Here is a 25,966-nt window from a genome sequence, read left to right on the forward strand (position 1 = left end):
ATAAAAAATGGCTAAAAAAACGGCTCCTAAAATTAAGAGTGATAAAGGTGATCCAATTTCAACGTAATGCATTTCTAAAAATCCAATTTTGAATAATTAATAAACTTAGTGAAAAAATATTTTAATACAATTTCAAATTTATCATAAATCTTATAAATAAGAGAAGTTTAAAAACTTTTGCAGATAATTTTTAAATTATATTAAAAAAAATAGTAATTAATTTTTAGATGTTATATGAAAAAATATTTTCTATTATTAATTTTTAATATCTGTATTAGTTCTGTTCAGGCACAAACTATTCAAAACAGTCATTACGGCATAACAGGCTATATTAAAAGTGATGGAACAATTCAAAATAGTCAGTATGCAACAGTTGGCTATTTTAAAAATGACGGAACAATTCAAAACAGTTACTATTCGACAATTGGTTATATCAAAAATGATGGTACGATACAAGACGACCACTATGCAACCCTAGGATATGTAAAAAATGATGGCACAGTTCAAAATAATCAATATAGCACATTAGGCTACATTAAAACAGACGGAACTATTCAAAATAGCCATTATACTACTATTGGGTATGCAAAAAATATCCCTAGAGAATGGGCTGCCGTTGCTTTTTTCTTTTTTAGCTTTAAATAGGTGAATAAAAATTATTTTAAATTCGCCACTTCTTTAATTTCTTCAATGATTCGTATAGCCAATGTGTCTGCCCCATTTTGAGTTGGAGCTTCAGTATATATTCGAATGATAGGTTCAGTGTTTGATTTACGCAGATGCACCCACTCCATTGCAAAATCAATTTTCACGCCATCAATAGTAGAAATATTTTCATTTTTATATTTATCCGTCATAGCAACTAAAATAGCATCAACATCTATTTCAGGTGTCAATTCAATTTTATTTTTACTCATATAATATTGTGGATAGGAAGCTCTCAATTCCGCTACTGTTACATCTAAATTTGCTAAATGGGTTAAGAACAAAGCAACTCCAACTAAACTATCACGACCATAATGTAATTCAGGATAAATAATTCCCCCATTTCCTTCACCACCAATAATGGCCTGAGTAGATTTCATTAATTCAACAACATTCACTTCGCCAACAGCACTGGCTTGGTAACTACCTTTATGCTTTTCTGTAATGTCTCGTAATGCTCTGGAGGATGACATATTTGAAACTGTATTCCCGGGAGTTTTACTCAAGACATAATCGGCAACTGCCACTAATGTATATTCTTCACCAAACATTTCTCCATCATTAGAAATAAATGCTAATCGGTCGACATCCGGATCTACTACAATTCCGAAATCGGCTTTTTCTTTTAAAACCAATGCACAGATATCCCCTAAATGCTCCTTTAATGGTTCTGGATTGTGAGGGAAATGACCATTTGGTTCACAATATAATTTGACTACCTCCACTCCCATTTGCTCCAATAAATTTGGTATAACGATTCCTCCGGAAGAATTAACACCGTCCACCACCACTTTAAATTTTCTTTTAGCAACAGCATCCGCATCAACTAAAGGCAAGTTCAACACCTCATCAATATGAATATCCATGTAAGCATCATTAATAGTGATTTCTCCTAAACTATCTACATCAGAAAAATCAAAAGCTTCAGAATCCGCAATTTCTAATATTTTTGCTCCTTCTGCCCCATTTAGAAATTCTCCTTTCTCATTTAATAATTTTAAAGCATTCCACTGCTTTGGATTGTGTGAAGCCGTTAATATGATTCCTCCATCAGCCATTTCTAAGGGAACTGCAACTTCAACAGTTGGCGTAGTAGAAAGTCCTAAATCAATGACATCAATACCTAAACCAATCAATGTATTGACTACTAAATTATGAATCATTGGTCCTGAAATTCGGGCATCACGGCCAACTACTACTTTTAATTTTTCTTTAGTATTGGCATTTTTCAACCACGTCCCATAAGCTGATGCAAATTTAACAGCATCGACAGGGGTTAAATTATCACCAACTTTCCCACCAATGGTTCCACGAATTCCTGAAATTGATTTTATAAGTGTCATTAATTTTTATTTTAAATTAAAGCACAAAGATAAAAAGGAACTCCCTTTTTTGCTTTCCCTTTTATCGAGTTTTTTAACATTTAATAGAGTTTAAAAAGTAGTGTATTTTTCAATATGGATAAAGTTTCCTATTTTTACTGATATCAATAAAAAATAAACATGAATTTTTTGGCTCATATTTATCTTTCCGGTGATAATGACCTCGTCAAAATTGGAAATTTTATGGCGGATAGTATTCGTGGGCAAAGTTATAATGATTATTCACCTGATATAAAAAAAGGTATAATACTCCATCGTGCAATTGATACTTTTACAGATGCACACCCCATCTTCAGAAAAAGTAAACACCGATTACATGAAAAATACGGACATTACTCGGGTGTAATTATCGATATTTTTTATGACCATTTTTTAGCAAAAAATTGGAAAAACTATTCTGCTATATCTTTAGAAGAAACTGCTTCAGCATTTTACGAGAATTTACAAATCAATTATGATTTACTCACAGAACCAGTAAAAAAAATGATGCCCTATATGATTGCCCGAAATTGGTTAGTTAGTTACGCCTCCATTGAAGGTTTGGCTATGATTTTATTTCAAATGGATCATAGAACCAAAAACAGGGTTGCAATGCATGAATCAATTGTAGAATTAAAAAAATTTTATTCCGAGTTTGAAGATGAATTTACCCTATTCTTTGAAGAAATTCAGCTACATTGCAAAGAAAAAATTGCCGCTTTATGAAAAAATACTTACTGCTTTTACTAATCCTTTTTTTAAGTTGTAAAACAGAAAAAAATACTATTCAACCAACTGGTTTAGTCACGTCAAAAGCAATGGTGGTTTCAGCTCGAGAGGAAGCTTCGCAAATTGGCGTACAAATCATGCAAGAAGGTGGCAATGCCTTTGATGCAATGATTGCAACAGAGTTAGCTTTAGCAGTTTCCTACCCATATGCCGGAAATATTGGCGGTGGCGGATTTATGGTTTATCGAAAATACAATGGAGAAACCGGAAGTTTGGATTATCGCGAAAAAGCTCCTTTGGCAGCAACTAAATACATGTATTTAGACGAAAAAGGCAATGTTATTAAAGGTTTAAGTACCGAAACAGGATTGGCAATAGGCGTTCCAGGAACCATTGCCGGAGTTTTTGAAGTTCATAAAAAATATGGCACATTACCAATGGAAACCATCCTAAAACCGGTTATTGATTTAGCTAGAAAAGGTGTCGTGGTTACCCAAAAACAAGAAGAACATTTAAACAAATACCGAAAGGCGATAGTTAAAGCAAATGGTTCCGAAACTTTATTTTCTCATCCTTTCCAAACAAATGACACGATTAAATATGAAGCATTAGCCAACACGTTGGAACGTATCGCTAAAAATGGTCGGGATGAATTTTATAAAGGTGAAACGGCACAAAAGTTAGTTAACTTTTTACAAGCTAAAGGCAGTATTATTACCTTGGAAGATTTAGCATCCTATCAAGCAAAATGGCGTAAACCTATAATGAATTCTTATCGGGATTATAAATTGATTTCAATGGCACCACCAAGCAGCGGCGGGATAACTTTAGGACAGATTTTAAAAATGATTGAACCTTTTGATTTAGCTAAAATGGGACATAACTCTGAACAATACATTCAAGTAATTGTAGAAGCGGAACGAAGAGCTTATGCCGACAGAAACCATTTTCTAGGTGATCCAGATTTTGTAAAAATTCCGACTAAAGAACTTTTAGATGAAACGTATATAAAGAAACGGATGGCTACTTTCTCCTTTGAAAAAGCTACAAAATCGGAAGAAGTTTCACACGGAGCAATTGTCTTTTCAGAAAGTACCGAAACCACTCACTATTCTATTATTGACCCCTTTGGAAATGCTGTTTCGGCTACAACAACCATTAATGATGCTTACGGTTCCAAATTATATTGTGACGAATTAGGTTTTTTTCTCAATAATGAAATGGATGATTTTTCAGCTAAACAAGGAGTTCCTAACATGTTTGGATTGGTAGGTTCTGATGCCAATAGTATCGCCCCTCAAAAACGTATGTTAAGTTCGATGACACCAACCATTGTAGAAAAAAACGGAGAACTGTTCATGGTCGTGGGAACTCCTGGAGGATCTACGATTATCACTTCTGTTTTACAAACTGTTTTAAATGTCACCGAATTCAATATGAGTATGCAGGAAGCTGTTGACGCTCCACGTTTTCATCATCAATGGTTACCGGATGAAGTTATTTTTGAACCGAATTGTTTTTCAGCAGAAATACTTCAAATCCTAAAGGCAAAAGGATATTTAATAAATGAAAAACAAACTCCTGTATTGGGAAAAGTTGATGCTATATTAGTTTTACCTAATACTAAATTAGAAGGTGGTGCGGACAAAAGAGGTGATGATAAAGCTATTGGTTTTTAAATAAGTTTTATCTTAGCGTTTCAAAAAAATCACATGCCCACTCAAAATAAATCGGTTCTAAAAACATTCTTCCGAAAAAACTTCAGAAGATTGGAGGGATTTATTTTATATTTAAAATCCTATCTTTCTCCCAGGCAATTTATTTATTTATCCTGTTTTTTAGTAGGTATTTCAGCATCTTTAGCTGTTATTGTTTTAAAAACTTTTGCCCATTGGGTTTACATTTTTGCTCAATATATTGATAGCATTTTTCATTTACCTTACAGTAATAGTACACTTCCTATTATTGGAATAGTGTTAACTGCATGGGTTGTTAAGAGGGTTTTGGATGGTTCATTAGAAAAAGGAACGTCGCAAATAATGTATGCCGTTGCAAAAAAATCCGGAATTATTCCTAAAAAGCAAATGTATGCCCAAATAATCACTAGTGGTTTAACTGTAGGAATGGGTGGCTCTGCCGGATTAGAATCTCCTATTACAATTACCGGAGCTGCCTTTGGTAGCAACTTTGCTCAAAATTATCGCTTAAGTTACAAAGACAGAACATTACTCTTAGCTTGTGGTGTTGCAGCCGGAATTGCTGCAGCATTTAATGCTCCTATTGCAGGAGTACTATTTGCCATTGAAGTAGTTTTAGTTGATGTGAGCATTACGGCCTTTATTCCAATAATGATTTCAGCAGCAACCGGTGCGTTGGTTTCTACAATTCTATTAAATGAAGATATTTTATTGTCTTTTAACAAACAATTGGATTTTGATTATCATAATCTTCCTTATTACATAGTTTTAGGGGTAGCTTCCGGTTTTGTTTCCATTAATTATGCTAGAACTTTTCGTAAAATAGAACATTTTTTTAGCCGAATAAAATTTGGCCCCATGAGAAAAGCCCTTTTTGGAGCTTGTATTTTAGCTATATTAATCTTCTTTTTTCCAACCTTATTTGGAGAAGGTTATAACAGCATAAAAATACTTTCAACCAATACTCCAGAACAAATTTTAGACAATACTGTTTTACAAGGTTTTAAAGAAAATGCTTGGATGTTATTGCTTTTTGTTGGCACTACAATGCTCATAAAAGTTTATGCTACCAGTATTACCATTGGTAGCGGTGGAAATGGAGGAAATTTTGCACCTTCCCTTTTTGTGGGTTCTTATTTAGGTTTTTTTGTGGCTTCATTTTTTAACCTACTTGGATTTGTAAAACTTCCTGTCAGTAATTTTACCATGGTGGGAATGGCCGGAATTTTAAGTGGCTTATTTCATGCTCCCTTAACAGCCATATTTTTAATTGCTGAAATTACCAGCGGCTATAGTTTAATGGTTCCTTTGATGCTTGTTTCATCCATTAGCTTTGCTATTTCAAAACGATATGAACCTTATTCCTTTGATATTAAAAACTTAGCGGATAAAGGCGATGTGTTTACCGACGATAGAGATCGGAATATTTTATCCGGAATTGTAATTTCGCGATTAATTCAAAGTCCAATTCAAACATTAAAACTTGCCCCATCCTTAGAAGAATTAGTTGAAAAAATTTCCGGTTACAACCAAATGATTTTCCCGGTTGTAAACGATAAAAATGAATTAATAGGGATAATTGATTTTGAAGAAGTTAAATCTCATTTGTTCAATCCTTATAAAATAAAGTATACCCAAATAAAAGATATCATGAGAGCTCCGAAAGAAATGGTAAACTATGATGAAACTGCCGAAACTATCATGGAAAAATTTGAACGTGCTCAAACGGATTATTTACCCGTTCTTAAAAATAAAGAAGTCATCGGAATTATTTCTAAAAATGCTTTATTAGAAGCTTATCGGGAAAAACTAAAAAACATGATTATTGAATAAATTTCTTATTATCGGATAGAATAAATTTTTATATTAAACGATAATTAAGTATCTTTGTTTCGTTATGTGGAAAATAGATACCTCTTATCGAACTGAATTTCAATCAACTTTTGATAGATTGTATGATAAACTTGCGGTTTTGCAACAAAGCAGACCGTTACCAACCATTGCTTTGCAAAAAATAAAAGAATCTCTAACCATTGAATGGACTTATAATTCAAACAGTATTGAAGGAAATACACTGACCCTTCGAGAAACACAAATGGTGCTTCAAGAAGGAATAACCGTGAAAGGCAAATCACTTCGGGAACATTTTGAAGCTAAAAATCACGAGAAAGCGATTGACTATTTGTACACTTTAGTTGACAGTAATTATTCGTTGCGAAGTATCGATATTTTAAGTTTACATGGTTTGGTACTTCGCATGATTGAAGATGATTTTGCAGGTAGAATTCGCAATGGAGGTGTTCGAATTACGGGAGCTAATTTTGTTCCACCCAATGCCAATAAAGTATCCGATTTATTGGATGAATTGATTGATTTTATCAACATAAATCCATTACAATTAAATGATATTGAATTGGCAGCTGTTTTTCATCATAAACTCGTCTGGATTCATCCTTTTTTTGATGGCAACGGAAGAACGGTTCGCTTAGCAATGAATTTACTTTTGATGCGAAATGGATTTCCACCAGCAATTATATTGAAAAATGACCGAAAGAAATACTACGAAGCACTCAACCAAGCAAATCAGGGAAACTATCAAAAATTAATTTTATTGATGAGTCAGGCTTTGGAACGTACTTTAAATATTTACATCAGTTCGCTTCCTGACAATGATTATGATTTTCAGGAAATCTCTAATATTGTTAGCGAACCTAATTCACCTTATGGACAAGAATACATCAGCTTATTAGCCCGTCAAGGAAAAATAGATGCTCATAAGGAAGGTCGCAATTGGTTTACCACCAAAAAAGCGATTGAGGATTATATGAAAAATAGAAAACGAATGAGGTAGTTTTCAGTATCAGTTTCAATTTACAGATTCTTCTGTAAACTGAAACTACTTACTCTTCTCCCCTACAAAATAATCATTTGTACTTTTAAACAACACATTAAAAGTTGTCAAACTACCATAAATTCGAGTGATGTATTGTTGCAAATCAATTTTTTCAGCTTCATCTAAATTGCTGGCGTTTATTTTTTGTTCCATTACTCTAATTCTATCGCGAACCATAATAATTTTATGAAAGAAAGTATCGATTGGCACTTCTTTATTTTGTGTTGGTGTTCCGGGTTCCATTATGAGTTTTCCGCCTTTCCATTTATCTGCAATGGGAACAATTTGAGAAACATCTGACCATTTTTGTAATAAACTTTTCAACGTTCGTTCTACATCATAAAAACTAACTGAATCTACTTCATCTTCCAACGCTTCAATAACTTCAAATTCACAGTCGATATCAATGGTTTCTAATCCTTTTTCAATAAAAGTTACCCAATAATGCTTAGACGTTACATTGGTTACCACACCAAATCCAAATTCTGCATGTTTAATTCGAGAGCCTATTCCTAATATTTTCATATGTTCTGTTTTATTTTTTTCAAAAATAGAAATTGTTTAACAAATTCTTCGCATGTGTATGTTTAAATCTTGCTTTCAAAATTGTAACTTTGCGGTTTGCCAAAAAAAGTATGTTGCATTCAAATGAAATGATTGAAGTATTAGGTGCTCGAGTTCACAATCTAAAGAACATCGATGTTTCTATTCCCAGAGAGAAACTGGTCGTGATTACCGGACTTTCAGGTTCAGGAAAATCGTCTTTGGCGTTTGATACTATTTATGCAGAAGGTCAACGGCGATACATCGAAACTTTTTCAGCCTATGCAAGACAATTTTTAGGTGGATTGGAAAGACCAGACGTTGATAAAATTGACGGACTTTCACCCGTGATTGCTATTGAGCAAAAAACTACAAGCAAAAGCCCACGTTCCACTGTTGGCACCATTACAGAAATTTATGATTTTCTTCGTTTATTGTATGCTCGAACGGCAGATGCTTATAGCTATAACACCGGAGAAAAGATGGTTTCGTATTCCGACGAACAAATAAAAGCATTAATTCTCGATTCTTTCAAAGGTAGACGAATCAATATATTAGCTCCTATCATCCGGTCAAGAAAAGGTCATTATGCGGAGTTGTTTCAACAAATTGCCAAACAAGGTTTTGTAAAAGTTCGTGTTGATGGAGAAATACAGGATTTAATCTCCGGAATGAAAGTCGACCGATATAAAACCCATGATATTGAAATCGTTATCGACCGAATGCAAATTGAAAATGATGTTGAAACAGATAATCGTTTAGCTGAAAGTATTAAAACGGCGATGCACCACGGTGATGATGTCATAATAGTAATTGAACAGGAAAGTAAGGAAGTAAGGTACTTTAGTCGAACTTTAATGTGCCCAACTTCAGGAATATCTTATCCAAATCCGGAACCAAACAATTTTTCGTTCAACTCACCAAAAGGAGCTTGTGAACATTGTAATGGTTTAGGAACTATCAATCAGATAAATTTAAAAAAAATAATTCCTAATCCAAAATCATCAATCAAACAAGGTGGTTTTGCTCCATTGGGAGAATATAAAAGTACCTGGATTTTTAAACAATTAGAAACCATTGGAGAAAAATATGGTTTTAAAATAACAGACCCAATTGAAACGATTTCCGAAGAAGCAATGAATATGATTTTGAATGGTGGAAAAGATAAATTTACTGTTGCTTCTAAAACGTTAGGTATTACTAAAGAATATAAAATTGAATTTGAAGGCATTTCGCATTTTATCAAAAATCAACATGACGAAAGCAATTCTGCTTCCATTAAACGTTGGGCTAAAGAATTCATGGATGAAATTGAATGCCCACATTGTGAAGGTTCTCGATTAAAAAAGGAAGCTCTTTACTTTAAAATAAATGATAAAAATATTGCCGATTTATCACAAATGGATATTTCGGAATTGACAAAATGGTTTGCTATTTTAGATTCCTATTTATCTGATAAACAAAAAGCTATTGCAGTTGAAATAAATAAAGAGATTAAATCCCGTTTGCAATTTCTATTAGATGTTGGTTTGAATTATTTATCGCTGAACAGAAGCTCAAAATCGCTGTCCGGAGGCGAAGCTCAACGCATACGATTGGCTACTCAAATTGGTTCTCAATTAGTAGGTGTTTTATATATTTTAGATGAGCCGAGCATAGGATTGCATCAACGAGATAACGAACGATTGATTAACTCTTTGGAAAATCTTCGTGACATTGGCAACTCCGTTTTGGTTGTGGAACACGATAAAGAAATGATTGAACGAGCCGATTGGGTTATTGATATTGGTCCAAAAGCAGGACGATTTGGTGGTCAAATTATTAGTGAAGGAACCCCAAAACAGTTATTGTTAGAAAAAACAATGACCGCTCAATATTTAAATGGCAACTTAAAAATTGAAGTACCTAAAAAACGGCGAGATGGCAATGGAAAGTTTTTGAAATTATCAGGTGCTACAGGAAATAATTTAAAAAATGTGACAGTAGAATTTCCGTTGGGTAAGTTAATTTGTGTTACAGGAGTTTCCGGAAGTGGAAAATCAACTTTAATAAATGAAACACTCTACCCTATTTTAAATGAGCACTTCTTTAATGCTGTAAAAAAACCACAACCATACAAAAAGATAGAAGGTTTAGAACATATTGATAAGGTTATTGATATCGATCAAAGTCCGATTGGTAGAACTCCCAGAAGTAATCCGGCCACCTATACCGATGTTTTTTCAGAAATCAGAAGTTTATATACACAAACTCCGGAAGCTATGATTCGTGGCTATAAGGCTGGTCGATTCAGCTTTAATGTTTCCGGTGGACGATGCGAAACGTGTGAAGGTTCGGGTGTTCGAACCATTGAAATGAGTTTTTTACCGGATGTTTACGTAGAATGTGAAACCTGTATGGGTAAACGATTCAATCGCGAAACCTTAGAAATTCGATACAAAGGAAAATCAATTTCAGATGTATTAAATATGACAGTGGATGAAGCGGTAGACTTTTTTGAAAACATACCCAAAATATTCCGAAAAGTTAAAACCATTCAAGAAGTTGGCTTAGGTTATATCACATTGGGACAACAAAGCACTACTCTTTCAGGTGGTGAAGCTCAACGTATTAAATTAGCCACTGAACTTTCCAAAAAAGATACCGGTAATACATTTTATATTTTAGATGAACCCACAACCGGATTACATTTTGAAGATATTCGGGTATTAATGGAAGTGATTACAAAGCTTGTAGATAAAGGAAATACCGTTTTAGTGATTGAACACAATATGGATGTAATTAAGTTAGCAGATTATATTATCGACATCGGTTTAGAAGGAGGAAAAGGTGGCGGAGAAGTTATCTGCAAAGGAACTCCTGAAGAAATCATCAAAAACAAAAAGAGTTTCACTGCTCAATTTCTGAAAAAAGAATTACTTTAGCTTGTTTGTTTAATTTAAAAAAAAGATAGAATGTCTGTAGATCAATACGAAAGCGAAGAACACAGAATACAAGAAAAGTTCAAACAAAAAACTTGGAACGAAATCCGAACTAATGATTCTTGGGCCATTTTTAAAATCATGTCTGAGTTTGTGAATGGCTATGAAAGCATGTCCAGAATTGGGCCATGTGTTTCCATTTTTGGTTCTGCCAGAACAAAACCGGGTGAGAAATATTACGAATTAGCTGAAAATATAGCCTATAAAATCAGTAAAGCCGGTTATGGTGTAATTACCGGTGGCGGACCGGGTATTATGGAAGCAGGAAACAAAGGTGCTCATCGTGGTGAAGGAACTTCCGTTGGTTTAAATATTGAATTGCCTTTTGAACAGCACTTTAATCCCTATATCGATAAAGATAAAAACCTGAATTTTGATTACTTTTTTGTTCGGAAAGTTATGTTTGTCAAGTATTCACAAGGATTTGTAGTAATGCCGGGCGGATTTGGAACATTGGATGAAATGTTTGAAGCTGTTACTTTAATTCAAACCAAAAAAATCGGGAAGTTTCCAATTATTTTAGTTGGAACTGATTATTGGTCTGGTTTATTAGATTGGATTAAAAATGTAATGATTGACAAATTTAAAAATGCCAATCCGGAAGACATGAATCTAATTCGAGTAGTTGACACTGAAGATGAAGTAGTTGAAGCTTTAGACGCTTTCTACAAAAAATACAATTTGAGTCCAAACTTTTAATAAAAAACCACTAATTCAGAAATTTAATTTTTCATGAATTAGTGGTCTATTTAAAAACGAATTAATCTTGTTGATTAGTTTGTTTTTTTTATTTTATGATAATCTTTTTCGTAATTATTTGATTTTCAGTTTGAATTTTCATGAGGTACATTCCTGAGGGTAAATTTAATTTTAATTGAGTAAATCCTTCAATTTCTTTCGATAAAACTTGTTGTCCGTTTATAGCATAAATTTCAACTTTCGCAAACGATTCAACTCCGCTTATTGTAATTTCATCACGAGTCGGAATTGGATAAACCCGAACATTTGCTTCATCAAATTTAGGTTGACTAAGTGTTGGAAACCATTGTTGTCCATAATTTTCACCCCAAATATAATCAGCTAAATTAGGATAATCGATAAACGGATTTCGATTAACTTGCCATGTATAGATATAATTATTTCGATTCATTTCAAAATCATCAGCCGGATCAGTAGAATTCCAAGTTAACAAAGAAGCTAAATCTCCTATTTGTCCCGAAATATTATCCGCTGGATTTCCATTGACTAAAGTTAATCCGTTGTAACGAACAGCCATATAAAATAAGGAACGGGCAACATCGCCTTTCCATGTTCCTAAACTTCCTGTTGGTCCGTTATAATCAGTACCATAATCTCTGTTACTGCGAGAACTGTTTTCCTGACCATCTTCTGCTCTAATATGATGAGCATCAGCATGACCGGACAAAATATCATCCGCATTGGTTGGCAACCAAATATTTATCCCATCTGCAAAAGAAGAAGTTCCGTCAGCAAATCCACCTCTTGATTGAGGCCAAATGTGCTCACGATTCCAAACACCAATTGTACTTGGACCTAATTGATAGTCAATTTTTGAACGAGGCTGTTCAACGTACATTAACCAAACCTCATTGTTATTAGCCGGATTTTGATCAGCGATTTTTAAAATATCCACAATATCACCATAATTATGAGCATGCACAATTTCAGGGTTCGCGATAATATCTTGTAAAGCCTGCTTTAAACTTTCTCCAGACAAACCTTCTAAAGAGGAATAATATCCAACGGGTACGGTGCTTGTAACATTTCCAAAGGTTGGAGCCATTGGTGACCCCCAAGAAGCTACATTATAATTTATATCTTTTACTCTGATTTTTACATTATTATTTAAAGTTATATAACCTTCCGGTAAAGAAACTACTACAATTGACATCGTTTCATCTCCATCATTTAATCCATCATCAATTACTTGAATAGTTGTAGAACCACTTGAAGTACCCGATGGAATTGAAATAGATAAATTTCCAGTAAAATCAGCATTTGTAAATGATCCATTGGCAAGATTTAAAGTAAAATTTAAATCTGTTGTTACAGGTGTATCAGTTGTAAATGTAATCGCTATATTTTCACTTTCATTCAAAACAGAAACACTTGTTGAAAGAGTAATTCCGTTGTAAACAATACCACTGCCATCATTATTGGTCCGTGGAGTTGGTGTTTTTACTTCATACGTTCCATCATTTTTACGTTGAATAGACTGAGAAGCCGCTAAGGAATTTACATTTTCATTTGGCTGAGTTGATACCCCTAAAATTGTTTTCAGTTCTGTTGCTTGTGTAATCCCATTACCATAAACTAAAGCATCAATTAAATTTACTGCTGTTGCCGGAGTATCAATTGGAAAATTATCAACAATATCTTGATAAATGGCTAATGCATCAGGACCATTTTGAACAGAATTTTGAGGAAATAATAAAGAAGGAGCCGGATTTACCTGCGAATTTCCAAGCAAAATAATGCCGTTTCCATCCGTTATTAACCCCGCTAAATTAATAGTGTAATAACTTAATGTTCCTGTTCCGGAAGTACTGCCATTATACATGACTATGATATAGCCGTCAAGTGAAAAAAATGGAGTTTGAGATTTGAGTTCAATAAATTCTTTTACGTCTAAACCGGGGGTGTCAGCATCTACTTCATTGATTACCACTTGTGAAAAAACGCAAGTAGACATAAGTAAACCGACCCAAAGAAGTACTCTTTTTGTCATTGGTATTTTAGTTTTGTCAAATTTACTTAATATTATCTTAAACACTAGTGTTTTTAACATTTTTAAGATTATCTTTTGGTTATATTTACTATCTTTCAACCTCAAAATATATGCGTTCCTTTGAATAAGAATACCAAAATTGCTATTTCCTTTTTATTTCTTTCTATGTTTGGTGTGGGATTTTCTCAACATCAACATAACCTGTTTGTTGAACTTTTCCCGGAACAGAAATCATTACTCATAAAACAGGAATTAATCTATCACAATACCTCAGAAAATACACTTTATAAAATTGTATTGAACGATTGGAACAACTCTTTTTCAGAAAAAAATACACCTTTGGCTAAACGTTTTTCTGACGAACATTACAGAGGATTTCATTTAGCGAATTTTAAAGACAGAGGGAGCACCAATAACTTATCAATCCTTGATTCCGAAAAACGAATTGTTGATTGGTGCCGACCTGACAAACACCCTGATATTGTTGAAGTTTTACTCAGTAAACCTTTGAAACCCGGAGAAAAACTAACCTTAAACCTTTTGTATTACGTAAAAATACCCAACAACAAATTCACTCACTATGGATTTGAAATAGGTGGAGGATATAGTTTAAAAAATTGGTTTTTAACCCCTGCCCGATTAGAAAACAATACTTTTGCTACTTACAGTAATTTGAATCTTGATGATATTGCAAATGCTCCGTTTAATATAAAAATGAGCCTTAAAATGTCTAAATCTTTAAAATTATCCTCCGATTTAAATGTTGGAATTCCTGAAATAGATTTGAGCAATCAAACTTATTTTTTAGAAGGTCAAAACAGAACCAATTTTAGTCTATTTATAGAACCTTCTCAAACCTATTCAAGTTATAAAAATGTTATAGTTGAAGTAGTCACCAATTTGAATGACAACAAAGTAGATGTAATTCAAAAAGCAATTGTAATTGATAGAATAGTAAATTTTGTGGATCAAAATCTAGGAGCCTATCCACACACAAAAATCACAGTATCGCAAACTGATTATGATCGAAATCCATTTTATGGCTTAAATCAATTACCTTCTTTTATTAGCCCGTTTCCAAATGAGTTATTGTTTGAATTGAAGTTTTTGAAAACCTATATCAACACTTTTTTAGAAAAATCATTAAGCTTAGACCCAAGAAAGGACAATTGGATTTATGATGGAATTCAAGTCTACCTCATGATGAATTATATGGATGAAAATTACCCGGAATTGAAAATGATGGGTAATATCAGTAAGTTGAAAATACTAAAAGGATATCACTTGATGGATATTGGTTTTAATGAACAGTACAGCTACTTTTATTTGCTCATGGCACGTAAAAATTTAGACCAAGCGATAGGTGATTTAAAAGATACATCCTTAAAATTCAATGAACAAATTGCGGGAAAATACAGAGCCGGGTTAAGTTTAAAATACCTCGACAGTTATTTAGGTGATTCTATTGTTTCTACTGGTATTAAACAATTTTACACCAAAAACCGAAAGCAGCAAACTAACCGAACGGATTTTGAAAAAGAATTGAAAATCAAAACCGATAGAAACTTAAATTGGTTTTTTGATACCGTAATTGATTCCCGTGATTTAATTGATTATAAATTTCACAACGTCACAAAAACGAACGACAGTATCACGGCAACAATTCACAACAAAACAGGCACTGCTGTTCCTTTTCCGGTATATGGCATCAAAGACAAAAAAGTTATTTTCAAAGAATGGTTTGAAGGTTTTTCTACCGATTCTACCATTACATTGCCAAATAATCAGGCTGACAAAATTGTTATCAATTATAACAATGAAGTTCCGGAATTTAATCTACGAAATAATTGGCGTTCTGTATCTGATTTTCACATCACTAATAAGCCTTTTAAATTTGTCTTTTTCCAAGATTTAGAAGACCCAAAATACAATCAAATTCTATATGTCCCCATTTTAAATTACAACCTTTATGATGGATTAATGCCCGGTATGCGGTTTTATAACAAAACCATCTTAAACAAGCCATTTATTTACGATATTAATCCGGTTTGGGGAGTCAAATCAAAAACATTTGTTGGATCTTTCAGTTTTTTATACACCCAAAACAACAGAAAAAGTGATTGGTATCAAACTATTTACAGTATGTCGGGTTCACGATTTCATTATGCTCCCGATGCAGAGTTTTACAAATTTAATCCAATGCTTATTTTCAGAAGACGCGAAAGTGATTTACGAGATAACCACAAAGAACAATTGCTCTTTCGTTATGTCATGATTGATAGACAGCAAACTGATTTTATTGATACTGAATCTACAGATGAATACCAAGACTATTCTATTTTCAACGTCAAATACCTAAACGTTAGAACTGAAGTTTTGAGCCATTATAGCTTTAAAGGTGATTTACAAATTGACCGAACTTTTGGCAAAGCTTCTTTTGAAGTAGATTTTCGAAAACTATATGATAATAACCGTCAATTCAATATCCGATGGTATGCGGGTTCTTTTTTATACCAAAATACAGATACTGATTATTATGATTTTGGGATTTCGCAGGTAAATGATTATTTGTTTGACTACAATTTATATGGGCGATCTGAAACCTCCGGGTTTTTCAGCCAACAATATGTTGTAGGGGAAGGTGCTTTTAAATCTCAATTAGACACTAAACTTTCCAATAAATGGCTCACAACACTTAATACAAGTTACAGTATTTGGAATTGGATTGAATTATATGGCGACATCGGTTTGATAAAAAATGAAAATATTTCACCGGAGTTTATTTACGAAAGTGGAATTCGATTGAATTTATTAACCGATTATTTTGAAATTTATTTGCCCATCCACTCCTCAAATGGTTGGGAAATAAACCAAGGAGATTATTTCAGTAAAATGCGATTTATGTTTACTTTAAATCCAAATACGCTTATTGGATTATTTACCCGAAAATGGTTTTAAATCATTATAAAATTAAAGATAAATTACATTTTATTTAATTTTTAGCTTATTTTTCAAAAAATAACACAATCTAAACTCTAATTAATACCATTTTTTTATCAATAATTGAATTATATTTTTAATTGGATTTTATTATAATTATTTCTTTTTACTTAAATTTGTTCACTACTAGAATATATTTAGATTATGATGACAGAATCACCAAAGCAGGCTATGACTTTCGAAGATTTCAAAAAAGAAGTTTTAAACGACTATAAAATCGCTACAACCAGTAGAGAATGCTCTCTATTAGGACGTCGGGAAGTGTTGACAGGAAAAGCAAAGTTTGGGATTTTTGGTGATGGAAAAGAAGTACCGCAATTAGCTTTAGCCAAAGCTTTTAAAAATGGTGATTTCCGCTCCGGCTATTACCGTGATCAAACGTTTATGATGGCCATTGGCGAAATGACTATTGAACAATTCTTTGCAGGTTTGTATGGACATACCGATTTGGCTCATGACCCGATGAGTGCCGGTCGACAAATGGGAGGCCATTTTGCAACACATTCGTTAGACGAAAATGGACAATGGAAAGATTTAACTCAACAGAAAAACTCCAGTGCCGATATTTCTCCTACAGCCGGTCAAATGCCGCGATTATTAGGATTAGCACAAGCCTCAAAAATTTATAGAAACGTTTCCGTTTTACCTAAAAAAAATAAATTTTCTGAAAACGGAAATGAAATCGCTTGGGGAACTATCGGAAATGCAAGTACCAGTGAAGGATTATTTTTTGAAACTATCAATGCTGCCGGAGTACTTCAAGTACCAATGGTGATGAGTGTTTGGGATGATGAATACGGAATTTCTGTACATGCTAAATACCAAACCACAAAGGAAAACATCTCTGAAATCTTAAAAGGATTTCAACGGGATGACAACAATAATGGCTACGAAATTTTTACCGTTTTAGGTTGGGATTATGCAGCCTTAGTAAGTACTTATCAACGTGCAGCCCAAATTGCAAGAGAGGAACATGTTCCTGTTTTAATACATGTAAAAGAATTAACTCAACCACAAGGTCATTCAACCTCCGGCAGTCATGAACGTTATAAAAATGCAGAACGATTAGCATGGGAAACCGAATATGATTGTTTGGCACAAATGCGACTTTGGATGATTGCCAATACCATTGCCTCCGCAGAAGAATTAGACGAAATAGATACTATTGCTAAAAAAGAAGTTTTAGAAGGTAAAAAAGCAGCTTGGAATGCTTTTGTTGAACCAATAAAAAAGGAACAAACTGAATTAATTACCTTATTAGAAACCATTGCTGCAACTAGTGTAAATAGAGTATTTATTCAAAAATACACCAATGATTTAAAAGAAATAAAAGAACCTATCCGAAAAGATATTCTTACCATTTCCCGAAAAATACTTCGAATGATTGTTGGCGAAAAAAGTCAACCATTATTAGCTACCTGGATTACGAATTATACCAATACAATTCAGCCTAAATTCAGTTCTCATTTGTTTTCAGAATCTGCACAAAATGTATTTTCTGTTAAAGAAGTTTTACCAACTTATGACGCTTCTTCAGAAGATGTAGATGCCCGTTTAGTCTTAAGAGATAACTTTGATACTCTTTTTGCAAAATATCCTGAAGTATTGATTTTCGGTGAAGATTCCGGAAATATTGGAGATGTAAATCAAGGATTAGAAGGAATGCAGGAAAAATTTGGTGAATTAAGAGTTGCCGATGTTGGTATTCGAGAAGCTACCATTTTAGGCCAAGGAATTGGAATGGCAATGCGAGGCCTCCGCCCTATTGCAGAAATTCAATATTTGGATTACTTACTTTATGCTATTCAAATCATGAGCGACGACTTGGCAACGCTTCAATACAGAACAAAAGGTCGTCAAAAAGCTCCATTAATCATTAGAACTCGTGGACATCGATTAGAAGGAGTTTGGCATTCCGGTTCTCCCATGGGAATGATTATCAATGCAGTTCGTGGTATTCATGTCTTGGTACCCAGAAATATGACAAAAGCTGCCGGATTTTATAACACCTTACTAGAAACAGATGAACCCGCACTTATTGTGGAATGTTTAAACGGATATCGATTGAAAGAAAAAATGCCTTTAAATCTAGGAGAATTCAAAACACCAATTGGAATTGTAGAATCTATTCGTTCAGGAACAGATATAACGATTGTATCCTATGGTTCCACTTTACGATTGGTAGAACAAGCGGCTAAAGAGCTACAAGAAGTTGGTATAAATTGTGAAATAATTGATATTCAATCGCTTTTGCCTTTTGACATAAACCATGACATTAAGAAAAGTTTATCTCAAACCAATCGTTTATTAGTGGTTGATGAAGATGTTCCAGGTGGAGCTTCCGCTTTCATTCTACAGCAAATTCTTGATGTTCAAAACGGTTATGATTATCTTGACAGTAAACCACAAACGTTAGCCTCAAAAGCTCATCGTCCGGCTTACGGAACAGATGGTGATTATTTTTCAAAACCTTCCTCTGAAGATATTTTTGAAAAAGTCTACGCCATGATGAATGAGGTAAATCCAAATGATTATCCCAGTTTATATTAAAATAACTAATTAATAAATCGAAAAGTCGTTTAATCAACGGCTTTTTTTGTTACAAAATTTTAAAATCAATATTTTAACAAATAGTTTAATTGATTCAGATGGGAAATTTTGAAAAAAGTATAGAAAAAACAAAAAGCGTCAAAGTCATCGATGCTTCCATCCCTTATGAGGCTTATATTTCATTGGATTTATCCATACACAGCAAACAACTGTCGAAATTTTTACCTAAAACGGCTGAAGATTACAACCAATTTCTCAACAAATACCTAGATGAAAATAAAGCAAAGGTAGCTTATGGCGGATATCTTGAAAAACGAAATTTATACGAACGCAGTACTCTTTTTAATGAACAATCCACTGAAGTACGAAACATTCATATTGGCCTAGACCTATGGATTGCTGCCGGAACATCTGTTTTAGCAACATTAGAAGGTACGGTTCATAGTTTTCAAAACAATACCAATCTAGGCGATTACGGACCGACAATTATTTTACAACATACGTTAAATAATTGTCAATTTTATACGCTTTATGGTCATCTTTCGTTAGAAAGTATAGCTTTGTTACATATTGGTCAACCTGTTAAACAAGGTGATAAAATCGCTGAGTTAGGAAATTCCTCAGTTAACGGTGATTATGCTCCCCATTTACATTTTCAAATCATAAAAAATATTGGAGATTATTTTGGAGACTATCCCGGAGTTTGCAGTGAAAAGGACTTGGACTATTTTAAAGAAAATTGCCCTGATCCGAATTTATTACTTAAAATTAATTCATGAAAAAAATTGTTTTCCTTTTTTGTCTGTTTTTATTACTCGGCTGTAAATCGAAAAAAGGAATTTCTTCGCCTTCAGAAACTGAGAAACCAACAGTGATGAAACTTTCCATGAGTGAAGTAAATTCAATCCAAAAAAACAGAGCCTACGAATTAGGTAAACGTGTTTTAATGACTTGCAACACCTCTAGTTTCAAGCCCTTTACAAGTGAAGAAGCAACACCGGAAGTTTTGAAAAATATTAATAAAGATAAAATTGCATTGACTTGTCAAAATATTATCCGCGGTTTTGGACAATTTAAAGACATCAAATTAATCGAAGTTTTTAGGCTAGAAAATGAAAAAATTACCGTCTTTCGATATAAATGTGATTACGAAAAGAAATACAGCATAAAGGAACTTCGCGTATCCGTAAACGATGAAAATAAAATAACAGCCATAACCACAAAAGATTGGAAAGATGCATACAACCCATAATTTACTCTTAAAATTTTACGATTCATTCAGCAAGGCAAATGCCCAATCCATGGCAGAATGCTATCATCCGGAAGCAACTTTTAAAGACCCTGCTTTCGGAACTCTGAACCAACAAGAAGTAACCGCCATGTGGCAAATGCTGGTTGAACGCAGCAAAGGAAATCTAACTATTGAATTTTCCAATGTTAGCTGTACGGATTATAGTGGTTCTGTTGATTGGGTTGCCACCTATGATTTCAGTAAAACAAATCGTAAAGTTGTCAATTTTATTCAAGCACAATTTGAATTCAAAAACGGATTAATTATCAAACACACCGACTCGTTTAATCTATGGAAATGGAGCGGAATGGCTTTGGGATGGAAAGGTTATTTATTGGGCTGGACACCTTTTATGCAAAACAAAATCAGAAGTCAGGCTAAAATATCTTTGAAAAATTATATGAAACGGGCGGATTTAAGTTAAAACATCCCAAGCAAAACGAAGTAACATCAATACCATCAGAATTTGGAAAAATATACGAACAAAATTGTTTCCTCTTTTGATTGCCATTTTCGCTCCTAAAAAACCTCCTAATCCGTTACAAATAGCCATTGGCAAGGCAATATGCCAAATAATTTTCCCTTTGATAAAAAAAAGTGAAATTGCCCCAACATTTGTAGCCAGATTAACCATTTTTGCATTTGCAGAGGCCTGCAAGAAATCATAACCCAGCAAACTTACAAAAGCCATCACAAAGAAAATACCGGTTCCGGGACCAATAAATCCATCATAAAACCCAACAGTTATGCTTATTATGATACTATACAGCAGTTGTTGTGTTGGTGAATGAGATTTATCTGATTTAAGACCAAAATCCTTTTTAACAAAAGAATATATAGCTAGTAAGGTTAAAACCACCAATAAAAATGGTTTCATAAAATCATTACTCACGTAATTTAATAAGGACGAACCCGCATAAGCCGAAGGAATAGCCAAAATCATCATGAGTAGTAATGCTTTCCATTGAATGACTACCTTTTTAAGATAAAGTATAGAGGCTAAGAAAGCACCTGTAAAAGAAGGAATTTTTAAAGTTCCAATTACGGTTGCTACGTGTAAGTTTGGCAACAAAATAAAACCCAATGGCGTTTGTATTAAACCGCCGCCGCCAACAACAGCATCAACAAAACCGGCAATAAAAGCACCCAAACACAATAAGAGTAAATAATTTTCAAGCTCAAACATTTGGGTTCAATGAATCATATTAATAGCAAAATATACAAATTATAAATGACTCTCAAAACCAATAAAAGCAGTATTCCATGCTAATTGATTGTTATAAAGTAGCGTTCCTTTTTGAACTTCCAACGGACAATCAAAATTATTGGTATATAATCCGCCTGTTCCTAAACCTTGAGGCATTGGATTATTTTGTAAAAAAGTCCATTGTGCAATAGCATTCAATCCAATATTACTTTCTAAAGCAGAAGTAATCCACCACTTAATTTGAAGTTGCTCTGCTATATCAATCCATTCTTTAGTTCCACGAAATCCACCTACTAAACTTGGTTTTAAAATAACAAATTGAGGACTTATTTTTTGTAGTAAAGTAACCTTTTCTTTTTTTGTAAACACCCCAATCAATTCCTCATCTAAAGCAATAGGAAAAGGTGTGTTTTTACACAGCTCTGCCATCCTGTCAGTATTGTTTTTCGCAATTGGCTGCTCAATACTATGAAGTTTATAATCAGCTAATTGATTTAATTTATCTAAAGCTTCGTTTGAATCAAAAGCTCCATTGGCATCCACACGAATTTCAATCGTATTTTCATCAAAATGTTGACGAATAAATCGCAATAAACTTAACTCTTTTTCAAAATCTATTGCTCCTATTTTAAGTTTAATGCAAGTAAAACCTTGTTCGATTTTTTCTTCAATTTGTTGTTTCATAAACAACTCTTCCCCCATCCAAACAAGCCCATTAATTGGTATGGTTTGAACTCCTGAAGTAAACGCAGAAGGAAATAAGACAAATGAATTTTCACTTTGCAACGATTGAAATGCCATTTCGATTCCAAATTGAATAGAAGGGAATTCCATCAATTGTTCCCAAAGTTGATTTACTCCCAAATGAACATTATCACAAACCCATTTCAATTTATCTTCATAATCGGGTCGATCATCCACGCTCAATGTTCTTAAAATACCGCACTCACCTATTCCCTTTTTATCATTATCTTCTAAAATGATAAACCAGGTTTCTTTTTGAGTAAGTATTCCTCTGGAAGTTCCGGAAGGTTTTTTGAAGTTTAAAATGTATTTTTGATAGGTTGCCTTCAACTGTTACAATTCAATAAAATTGCCAATTTCTAAAAGCATTAAATCTTTACCCTTATTGAAGAATTTTTTTATTGCTTCTTCATGGTTGATTTCTATAAATCCAAATGTGTCAAAATGCACCCCCAAGATTTTATCACATTCTACAAAATCAGCAGCAATAATAGCATCTTCCACATCCATTGTAAAATTATTACCAATGGGTAAAATTGCTAAATCCAATTTTGTACGCATCGGAATAAGCTTCATATCCATTGTCAACGCTGTATCTCCGGAAATATAAATATTCTTATGTTCTCCCTCAATCACAAAACCACCCGGATTTCCACCATAACTTCCATCAGGAAATGAACTCGAATGAACAGCATGAACAAATTTTACAGAACCAAAATCAAACTTCCAACTTCCGCCATGATTCATAGGATGGCTTTTAAAGCCTTTGTTGCTAAAATAGGTAGCAATTTCCCAATTGGAAACAATCAAAGCATCAGTTCGTTTAGCAATAGCTTCTACATCCAAAATATGATCCTGATGAGCATGTGTGAGTAAAATATAATCGGCTTGCAGCAAATTTATATCAACATGAGCAGCTTTCGGGTTGCCTGTAATAAATGGATCTACTAAGATATGCTTTCCACTAACTTCAATTCCAAGAGAAGCATGACCATAAAATGTAATTTTCATCACTAACTAATTTAGTTGTTTACAAGAATATCAGATAAAAAATATATCAAACATAACGACAAAAGCATGGAAACCATAAAAGTACTAATTGCCAACCTTTTGAGTTCAGGGTCTAAATCTGCCGGGTTTTCTGTTCGTTTAACTCTAAGTATATGGCTTATTATAGGTAAAAAAACAATAACATATAAATATTGGTCAATAGCAAAATTTTGAAGAAATCCGAAAATTAATAACAAAATCATTGCGGTAATGAGAAGAAAATAATGGTATTGTTTCGCTTTTGCACCTCCAATTTTTACCACTATGGTATTTTTTCCTACTTTTCGATCAGATTCCTCATCCCGCATATTGTTCAAATTGAGCACTCCCACGCTTAAAAACCCAATTGCTGTCGCCGGCAATAAAAGTGTCCAATCAAACTCCTTAGAAAACATAAAATAAGAACCATAGGTACTCACCAGTCCAAAAAACACAAAAACAAAAACGTCACCATAGCCTTTATATCCATAAGCTCCGGTTCCAACTGTATATTGAATCGCGGAGGCAATTGCAATTATTCCTAATGCTAAGAAAAATAAAGAATAATAAAAATATTTAAAATGAAAAGCAGTATAAATCAATAAAACCGCCAACAAAAAAGTTATAAAAGCTGTAATTATTATGGCACTTTTCATTGCTTTAGGTGAAATAGCTCCACTTTGTATGGCTCGTTTTGGACCAACTCTATCTTCATTATCGGTTCCTTTTACACCATCACCATAATCGTTTGCAAAATTAGATAATACTTGCAACCCAATAGTTGTCAAAAGCAATAACCCGAATATTTTCCAGCTAAAAACATTTGTGGGAGTCAGCTCCTGTTCCGTTGGTTTTGCCAAAGCATAGAAACTTCCCACTAAAATTCCGGATACCGATAACGGTAATGTTCTTAATCTAGCTGCTTCAATCCAATGTTTCATTATCGTTTTATTTAAAGTACAAAGGTAATAGAATTATTGTGTATTTACATCCAACTTCGCTCGGTGCGTTCTACTTCATAAAGCCAATAATTTATCCATGGTTTTAACAAAGAAAAATTAGCGAATTTAAATCCTACATCGCCTGCAGCAGTATGAAAAGTTATATGAACTACATCTGCTTTTTTATGCCAAAAATATTGTTTTGTAGTTATTCCTTGTATTTTGAAAGGCTGTAATAATTGATGTTCAATGTCCCAAGCATTGCTTTTTATAACAATAAATTTACGGGAAAGTTTTAACCGGTAATTTTTAAATTTAAAAAACAATACAATAGCCATAAACAAAACATAAACTAAAACAAATGGAAAATAAGGCTGTAGATTTTCAAAAACTAATAAACCCAAGCTTATAAAAATGGCACTCGGTAATATTATTCCAAACAAAACATTCATAATTAAATACCTGAAATTCGGATGTATTACTTCTTCGGTTTGGGGCAGGTCTTTTAAAATCATTTTTAAAATTGCCTCTCGTTCCATATTATTGCAACCGGGAACTTCTATAGCTGATTTTTTAGCATCCTTCTCAGCTTCATCTGTCGAAGAGGCTTGTTTCATTTTTAAATCAAATAAATTCAACTTTCGTTGAAAAAAATTCTGACTATAAGCGGTTATTTGAACTTTTTCCGGCTTGAGTAAGGTATTTTTTTTAGCAAATAATCCATACGTTATGGCTAAAGCTTTCTTTTGAAGCACCATTTGATAATCAAAATTTTTGACGATAGTTCTCACTAAATTAATAACTAAAACCAATGTTAAACCAAGTAACAAAAAAAACGAAAGCGAAAAATAATTAAATCCCTGTTCTACTAAACCGGTCACTTGTTGTTCATCAACTTCCAATGAATCAGCAACATCTGAAAACCCACCATACAAGGAACCAATAAACCCTAAGATTAAAGCAATACTTCTCCCATAGTTTGATGTTATCCCGACTTTAACTAATGTAAAAAAACTAATTTTTAAAAATGGTTTTTGAGCTTCTTCCCTATCATCTTCAGTTGTTTCTCGTTCCGTTGTTTTGTCAAAAGACAACAACCTATTTTTTAGATGTAATGCTATTTCATTATCAACGGCACGAATACTGGCTTCTTTTTTATTGCTTCCGGCTGTATCAATGTCAACACTGAAAACACCAACTAATTTTTGAATAACCGATTGATTGATATTTACTTGTTGGATTTTATCTAATTGAATGGTTATTTTATTTTTAGTAATCACTCCTTTTTGAATCACAAATTCTTCCTTTTCCTCATCTAAGAAAAAGGTGAAATTTTTATATTGTAAATAAGCAATAATTCCTATAACCAATAGAAGTATAAAGACTCCAATACCGAAAAACACCATTTTGCTCCAATCAAATTTGTAAAGTATCAACAACAAAGGAACCCACAATCCACGTATAATGTTTTGCAAAGTGTCTACAAACATGATGGCTATTCCTTTAACCGATTGGTGCTGTGGTTTACTGAAATCGAATTTCATTG

General features: G+C 33.3%; 20 protein-coding genes. 12 read left to right on the forward strand and 8 right to left on the reverse strand.

Translation table 11 applies throughout. The annotated features are described in order from the left end of the window. Positions 1-234: 234 nt before the first annotated feature. Positions 235-645 carry a 5-fold beta-flower protein gene (locus C0512_RS06170; protein WP_290859778.1) on the forward strand — a complete coding sequence of 137 codons (411 nt, stop codon included), beginning with the start codon at positions 235-237 and terminating at the stop codon, positions 643-645. A gap of 11 nt (positions 646-656) precedes the next feature. Here the strand turns inward: C0512_RS06170 and glmM are convergent, their stop codons facing one another. Then, positions 657-2,048, reverse strand: coding sequence for a phosphoglucosamine mutase (gene glmM / locus C0512_RS06175; protein ID WP_290859780.1), 1,392 nt, complete (start codon positions 2,046-2,048; stop codon positions 657-659). Positions 2,049-2,207: 159 nt separating this feature from the next. Here glmM and C0512_RS06180 point away from each other — a divergent pair, with 159 nt between their 5' ends. The 4 genes from C0512_RS06180 to C0512_RS06195 all read left to right on the forward strand — a co-directional run bounded on the left by C0512_RS06180 (position 2,208) and on the right by C0512_RS06195 (position 7,343). Next, a complete protein-coding gene (locus C0512_RS06180; RefSeq protein ID WP_290859782.1) occupies positions 2,208-2,792 on the forward strand; it encodes an acyl carrier protein phosphodiesterase in 585 nt (194 codons plus the stop codon). Next, positions 2,789-4,474, forward strand: coding sequence for a gamma-glutamyltransferase (gene ggt, locus C0512_RS06185; protein WP_290859784.1), 1,686 nt, complete (start codon positions 2,789-2,791; stop codon positions 4,472-4,474). The genes C0512_RS06180 and ggt overlap by 4 nt, the downstream gene beginning before the upstream one ends. 33 nt (positions 4,475-4,507) lie before the next feature. After that, positions 4,508-6,325: a chloride channel protein gene (locus C0512_RS06190; protein ID WP_290859785.1), complete on the forward strand. Its 1,818-nt coding sequence runs from the start codon at positions 4,508-4,510 to the stop codon at positions 6,323-6,325. A 64-nt stretch (positions 6,326-6,389) separates the two neighbouring features. After that, positions 6,390-7,343 (forward strand): Fic family protein, encoded by a 954-nt coding sequence (locus C0512_RS06195; RefSeq protein ID WP_290859786.1) that lies wholly within the window; start codon positions 6,390-6,392, stop codon positions 7,341-7,343. A gap of 45 nt (positions 7,344-7,388) precedes the next feature. On the opposite strand, the gene C0512_RS06200 is transcribed toward C0512_RS06195, so the two are convergent. After that, positions 7,389-7,910, reverse strand: a complete 522-nt coding sequence (locus C0512_RS06200; protein ID WP_290859787.1) for a hypothetical protein — start codon at positions 7,908-7,910, stop codon at positions 7,389-7,391. A gap of 110 nt (positions 7,911-8,020) precedes the next feature. Here C0512_RS06200 and uvrA point away from each other — a divergent pair, with 110 nt between their 5' ends. Next, positions 8,021-10,852: an excinuclease ABC subunit UvrA gene (uvrA, locus tag C0512_RS06205; RefSeq protein WP_290859788.1), complete on the forward strand. Its 2,832-nt coding sequence runs from the start codon at positions 8,021-8,023 to the stop codon at positions 10,850-10,852. Between the two features lie 30 nt (positions 10,853-10,882). Further along, positions 10,883-11,608, forward strand: a complete 726-nt coding sequence (locus C0512_RS06210; protein WP_290859789.1) for a TIGR00730 family Rossman fold protein — start codon at positions 10,883-10,885, stop codon at positions 11,606-11,608. Positions 11,609-11,696: 88 nt separating this feature from the next. Here C0512_RS06210 and C0512_RS06215 read toward each other — a convergent pair whose 3' ends face one another. After that, positions 11,697-13,658, reverse strand: a complete 1,962-nt coding sequence (locus C0512_RS06215; protein ID WP_290859791.1) for an endonuclease — start codon at positions 13,656-13,658, stop codon at positions 11,697-11,699. A 120-nt stretch (positions 13,659-13,778) separates the two neighbouring features. On the opposite strand from C0512_RS06215, the gene C0512_RS06220 reads away from it, so the two are divergent. From C0512_RS06220 to C0512_RS06240, 5 genes are all read left to right on the forward strand, one after another. Next, positions 13,779-16,616, forward strand: coding sequence for an aminopeptidase (locus tag C0512_RS06220; protein ID WP_367160612.1), 2,838 nt, complete (start codon positions 13,779-13,781; stop codon positions 16,614-16,616). Positions 16,617-16,805: 189 nt separating this feature from the next. After that, positions 16,806-19,208: a thiamine pyrophosphate-dependent enzyme gene (locus tag C0512_RS06225; RefSeq protein WP_290859847.1), complete on the forward strand. Its 2,403-nt coding sequence runs from the start codon at positions 16,806-16,808 to the stop codon at positions 19,206-19,208. Positions 19,209-19,306: 98 nt separating this feature from the next. Beyond that, on the forward strand, positions 19,307-19,987 hold the full coding sequence (locus tag C0512_RS06230) for a peptidoglycan DD-metalloendopeptidase family protein (protein WP_290859792.1): 681 nt from the start codon (positions 19,307-19,309) through the stop codon (positions 19,985-19,987). Further along, positions 19,984-20,460, forward strand: a complete 477-nt coding sequence (locus tag C0512_RS06235; protein WP_290859793.1) for a hypothetical protein — start codon at positions 19,984-19,986, stop codon at positions 20,458-20,460. The genes C0512_RS06230 and C0512_RS06235 overlap by 4 nt, the downstream gene beginning before the upstream one ends. Beyond that, on the forward strand, positions 20,444-20,923 hold the full coding sequence (locus C0512_RS06240) for a nuclear transport factor 2 family protein (RefSeq protein ID WP_290859794.1): 480 nt from the start codon (positions 20,444-20,446) through the stop codon (positions 20,921-20,923). The genes C0512_RS06235 and C0512_RS06240 overlap by 17 nt, the downstream gene beginning before the upstream one ends. Here the strand turns inward: C0512_RS06240 and C0512_RS06245 are convergent. Genes C0512_RS06245 through C0512_RS06265 form a run of 5 tightly spaced genes read right to left on the reverse strand, consistent with a single transcriptional unit; the run spans position 20,915 to position 25,964 of the window. Beyond that, the gene (locus C0512_RS06245; protein ID WP_290859795.1) at positions 20,915-21,685 is read right to left on the reverse strand and encodes a TSUP family transporter; all 771 of its coding nucleotides are present in this window, start codon (positions 21,683-21,685) and stop codon (positions 20,915-20,917) included. The genes C0512_RS06240 and C0512_RS06245 overlap by 9 nt on opposite strands. A gap of 39 nt (positions 21,686-21,724) precedes the next feature. After that, positions 21,725-22,780, reverse strand: coding sequence for an o-succinylbenzoate synthase (locus C0512_RS06250; protein ID WP_290859797.1), 1,056 nt, complete (start codon positions 22,778-22,780; stop codon positions 21,725-21,727). 3 nt (positions 22,781-22,783) lie between these two features. Beyond that, positions 22,784-23,461, reverse strand: coding sequence for a metal-dependent hydrolase (locus C0512_RS06255; RefSeq protein ID WP_290859799.1), 678 nt, complete (start codon positions 23,459-23,461; stop codon positions 22,784-22,786). Between the two features lie 11 nt (positions 23,462-23,472). Then, positions 23,473-24,420, reverse strand: a complete 948-nt coding sequence (gene menA, locus C0512_RS06260; protein WP_290859801.1) for a 1,4-dihydroxy-2-naphthoate octaprenyltransferase — start codon at positions 24,418-24,420, stop codon at positions 23,473-23,475. Positions 24,421-24,464: 44 nt separating this feature from the next. Further along, positions 24,465-25,964 (reverse strand): PH domain-containing protein, encoded by a 1,500-nt coding sequence (locus C0512_RS06265; protein ID WP_290859802.1) that lies wholly within the window; start codon positions 25,962-25,964, stop codon positions 24,465-24,467. Between the last annotated feature and the right edge of the window lie 2 nt (positions 25,965-25,966).

This window comes from Flavobacterium sp. (assembly GCF_013822155.1).
GTDB lineage: Bacteria > Bacteroidota > Bacteroidia > Flavobacteriales > Flavobacteriaceae > Flavobacterium.

Coding starts and splice junctions, on each gene's coding strand:
- C0512_RS06255 (WP_290859799.1), bottom strand. CDS start 23,461: ATGAAAATTACATTTTATGGTCATGCTTCTCTTGGAATTGAAGTTAGT.
- C0512_RS06170 (WP_290859778.1), top strand. CDS start 235: ATGAAAAAATATTTTCTATTATTAATTTTTAATATCTGTATTAGTTCT.
- ggt (WP_290859784.1), top strand. CDS start 2,789: ATGAAAAAATACTTACTGCTTTTACTAATCCTTTTTTTAAGTTGTAAA.
- C0512_RS06230 (WP_290859792.1), top strand. CDS start 19,307: ATGGGAAATTTTGAAAAAAGTATAGAAAAAACAAAAAGCGTCAAAGTC.
- C0512_RS06245 (WP_290859795.1), bottom strand. CDS start 21,685: ATGTTTGAGCTTGAAAATTATTTACTCTTATTGTGTTTGGGTGCTTTT.
- C0512_RS06195 (WP_290859786.1), top strand. CDS start 6,390: ATGTGGAAAATAGATACCTCTTATCGAACTGAATTTCAATCAACTTTT.
- C0512_RS06265 (WP_290859802.1), bottom strand. CDS start 25,964: ATGAAATTCGATTTCAGTAAACCACAGCACCAATCGGTTAAAGGAATA.
- glmM (WP_290859780.1), bottom strand. CDS start 2,048: ATGACACTTATAAAATCAATTTCAGGAATTCGTGGAACCATTGGTGGG.
- uvrA (WP_290859788.1), top strand. CDS start 8,021: ATGTTGCATTCAAATGAAATGATTGAAGTATTAGGTGCTCGAGTTCAC.
- C0512_RS06240 (WP_290859794.1), top strand. CDS start 20,444: ATGCATACAACCCATAATTTACTCTTAAAATTTTACGATTCATTCAGC.
- C0512_RS06225 (WP_290859847.1), top strand. CDS start 16,806: ATGACAGAATCACCAAAGCAGGCTATGACTTTCGAAGATTTCAAAAAA.
- C0512_RS06215 (WP_290859791.1), bottom strand. CDS start 13,658: ATGACAAAAAGAGTACTTCTTTGGGTCGGTTTACTTATGTCTACTTGC.
- C0512_RS06235 (WP_290859793.1), top strand. CDS start 19,984: ATGAAAAAAATTGTTTTCCTTTTTTGTCTGTTTTTATTACTCGGCTGT.
- C0512_RS06180 (WP_290859782.1), top strand. CDS start 2,208: ATGAATTTTTTGGCTCATATTTATCTTTCCGGTGATAATGACCTCGTC.
- C0512_RS06210 (WP_290859789.1), top strand. CDS start 10,883: ATGTCTGTAGATCAATACGAAAGCGAAGAACACAGAATACAAGAAAAG.
- C0512_RS06200 (WP_290859787.1), bottom strand. CDS start 7,910: ATGAAAATATTAGGAATAGGCTCTCGAATTAAACATGCAGAATTTGGA.
- menA (WP_290859801.1), bottom strand. CDS start 24,420: ATGAAACATTGGATTGAAGCAGCTAGATTAAGAACATTACCGTTATCG.
- C0512_RS06190 (WP_290859785.1), top strand. CDS start 4,508: ATGCCCACTCAAAATAAATCGGTTCTAAAAACATTCTTCCGAAAAAAC.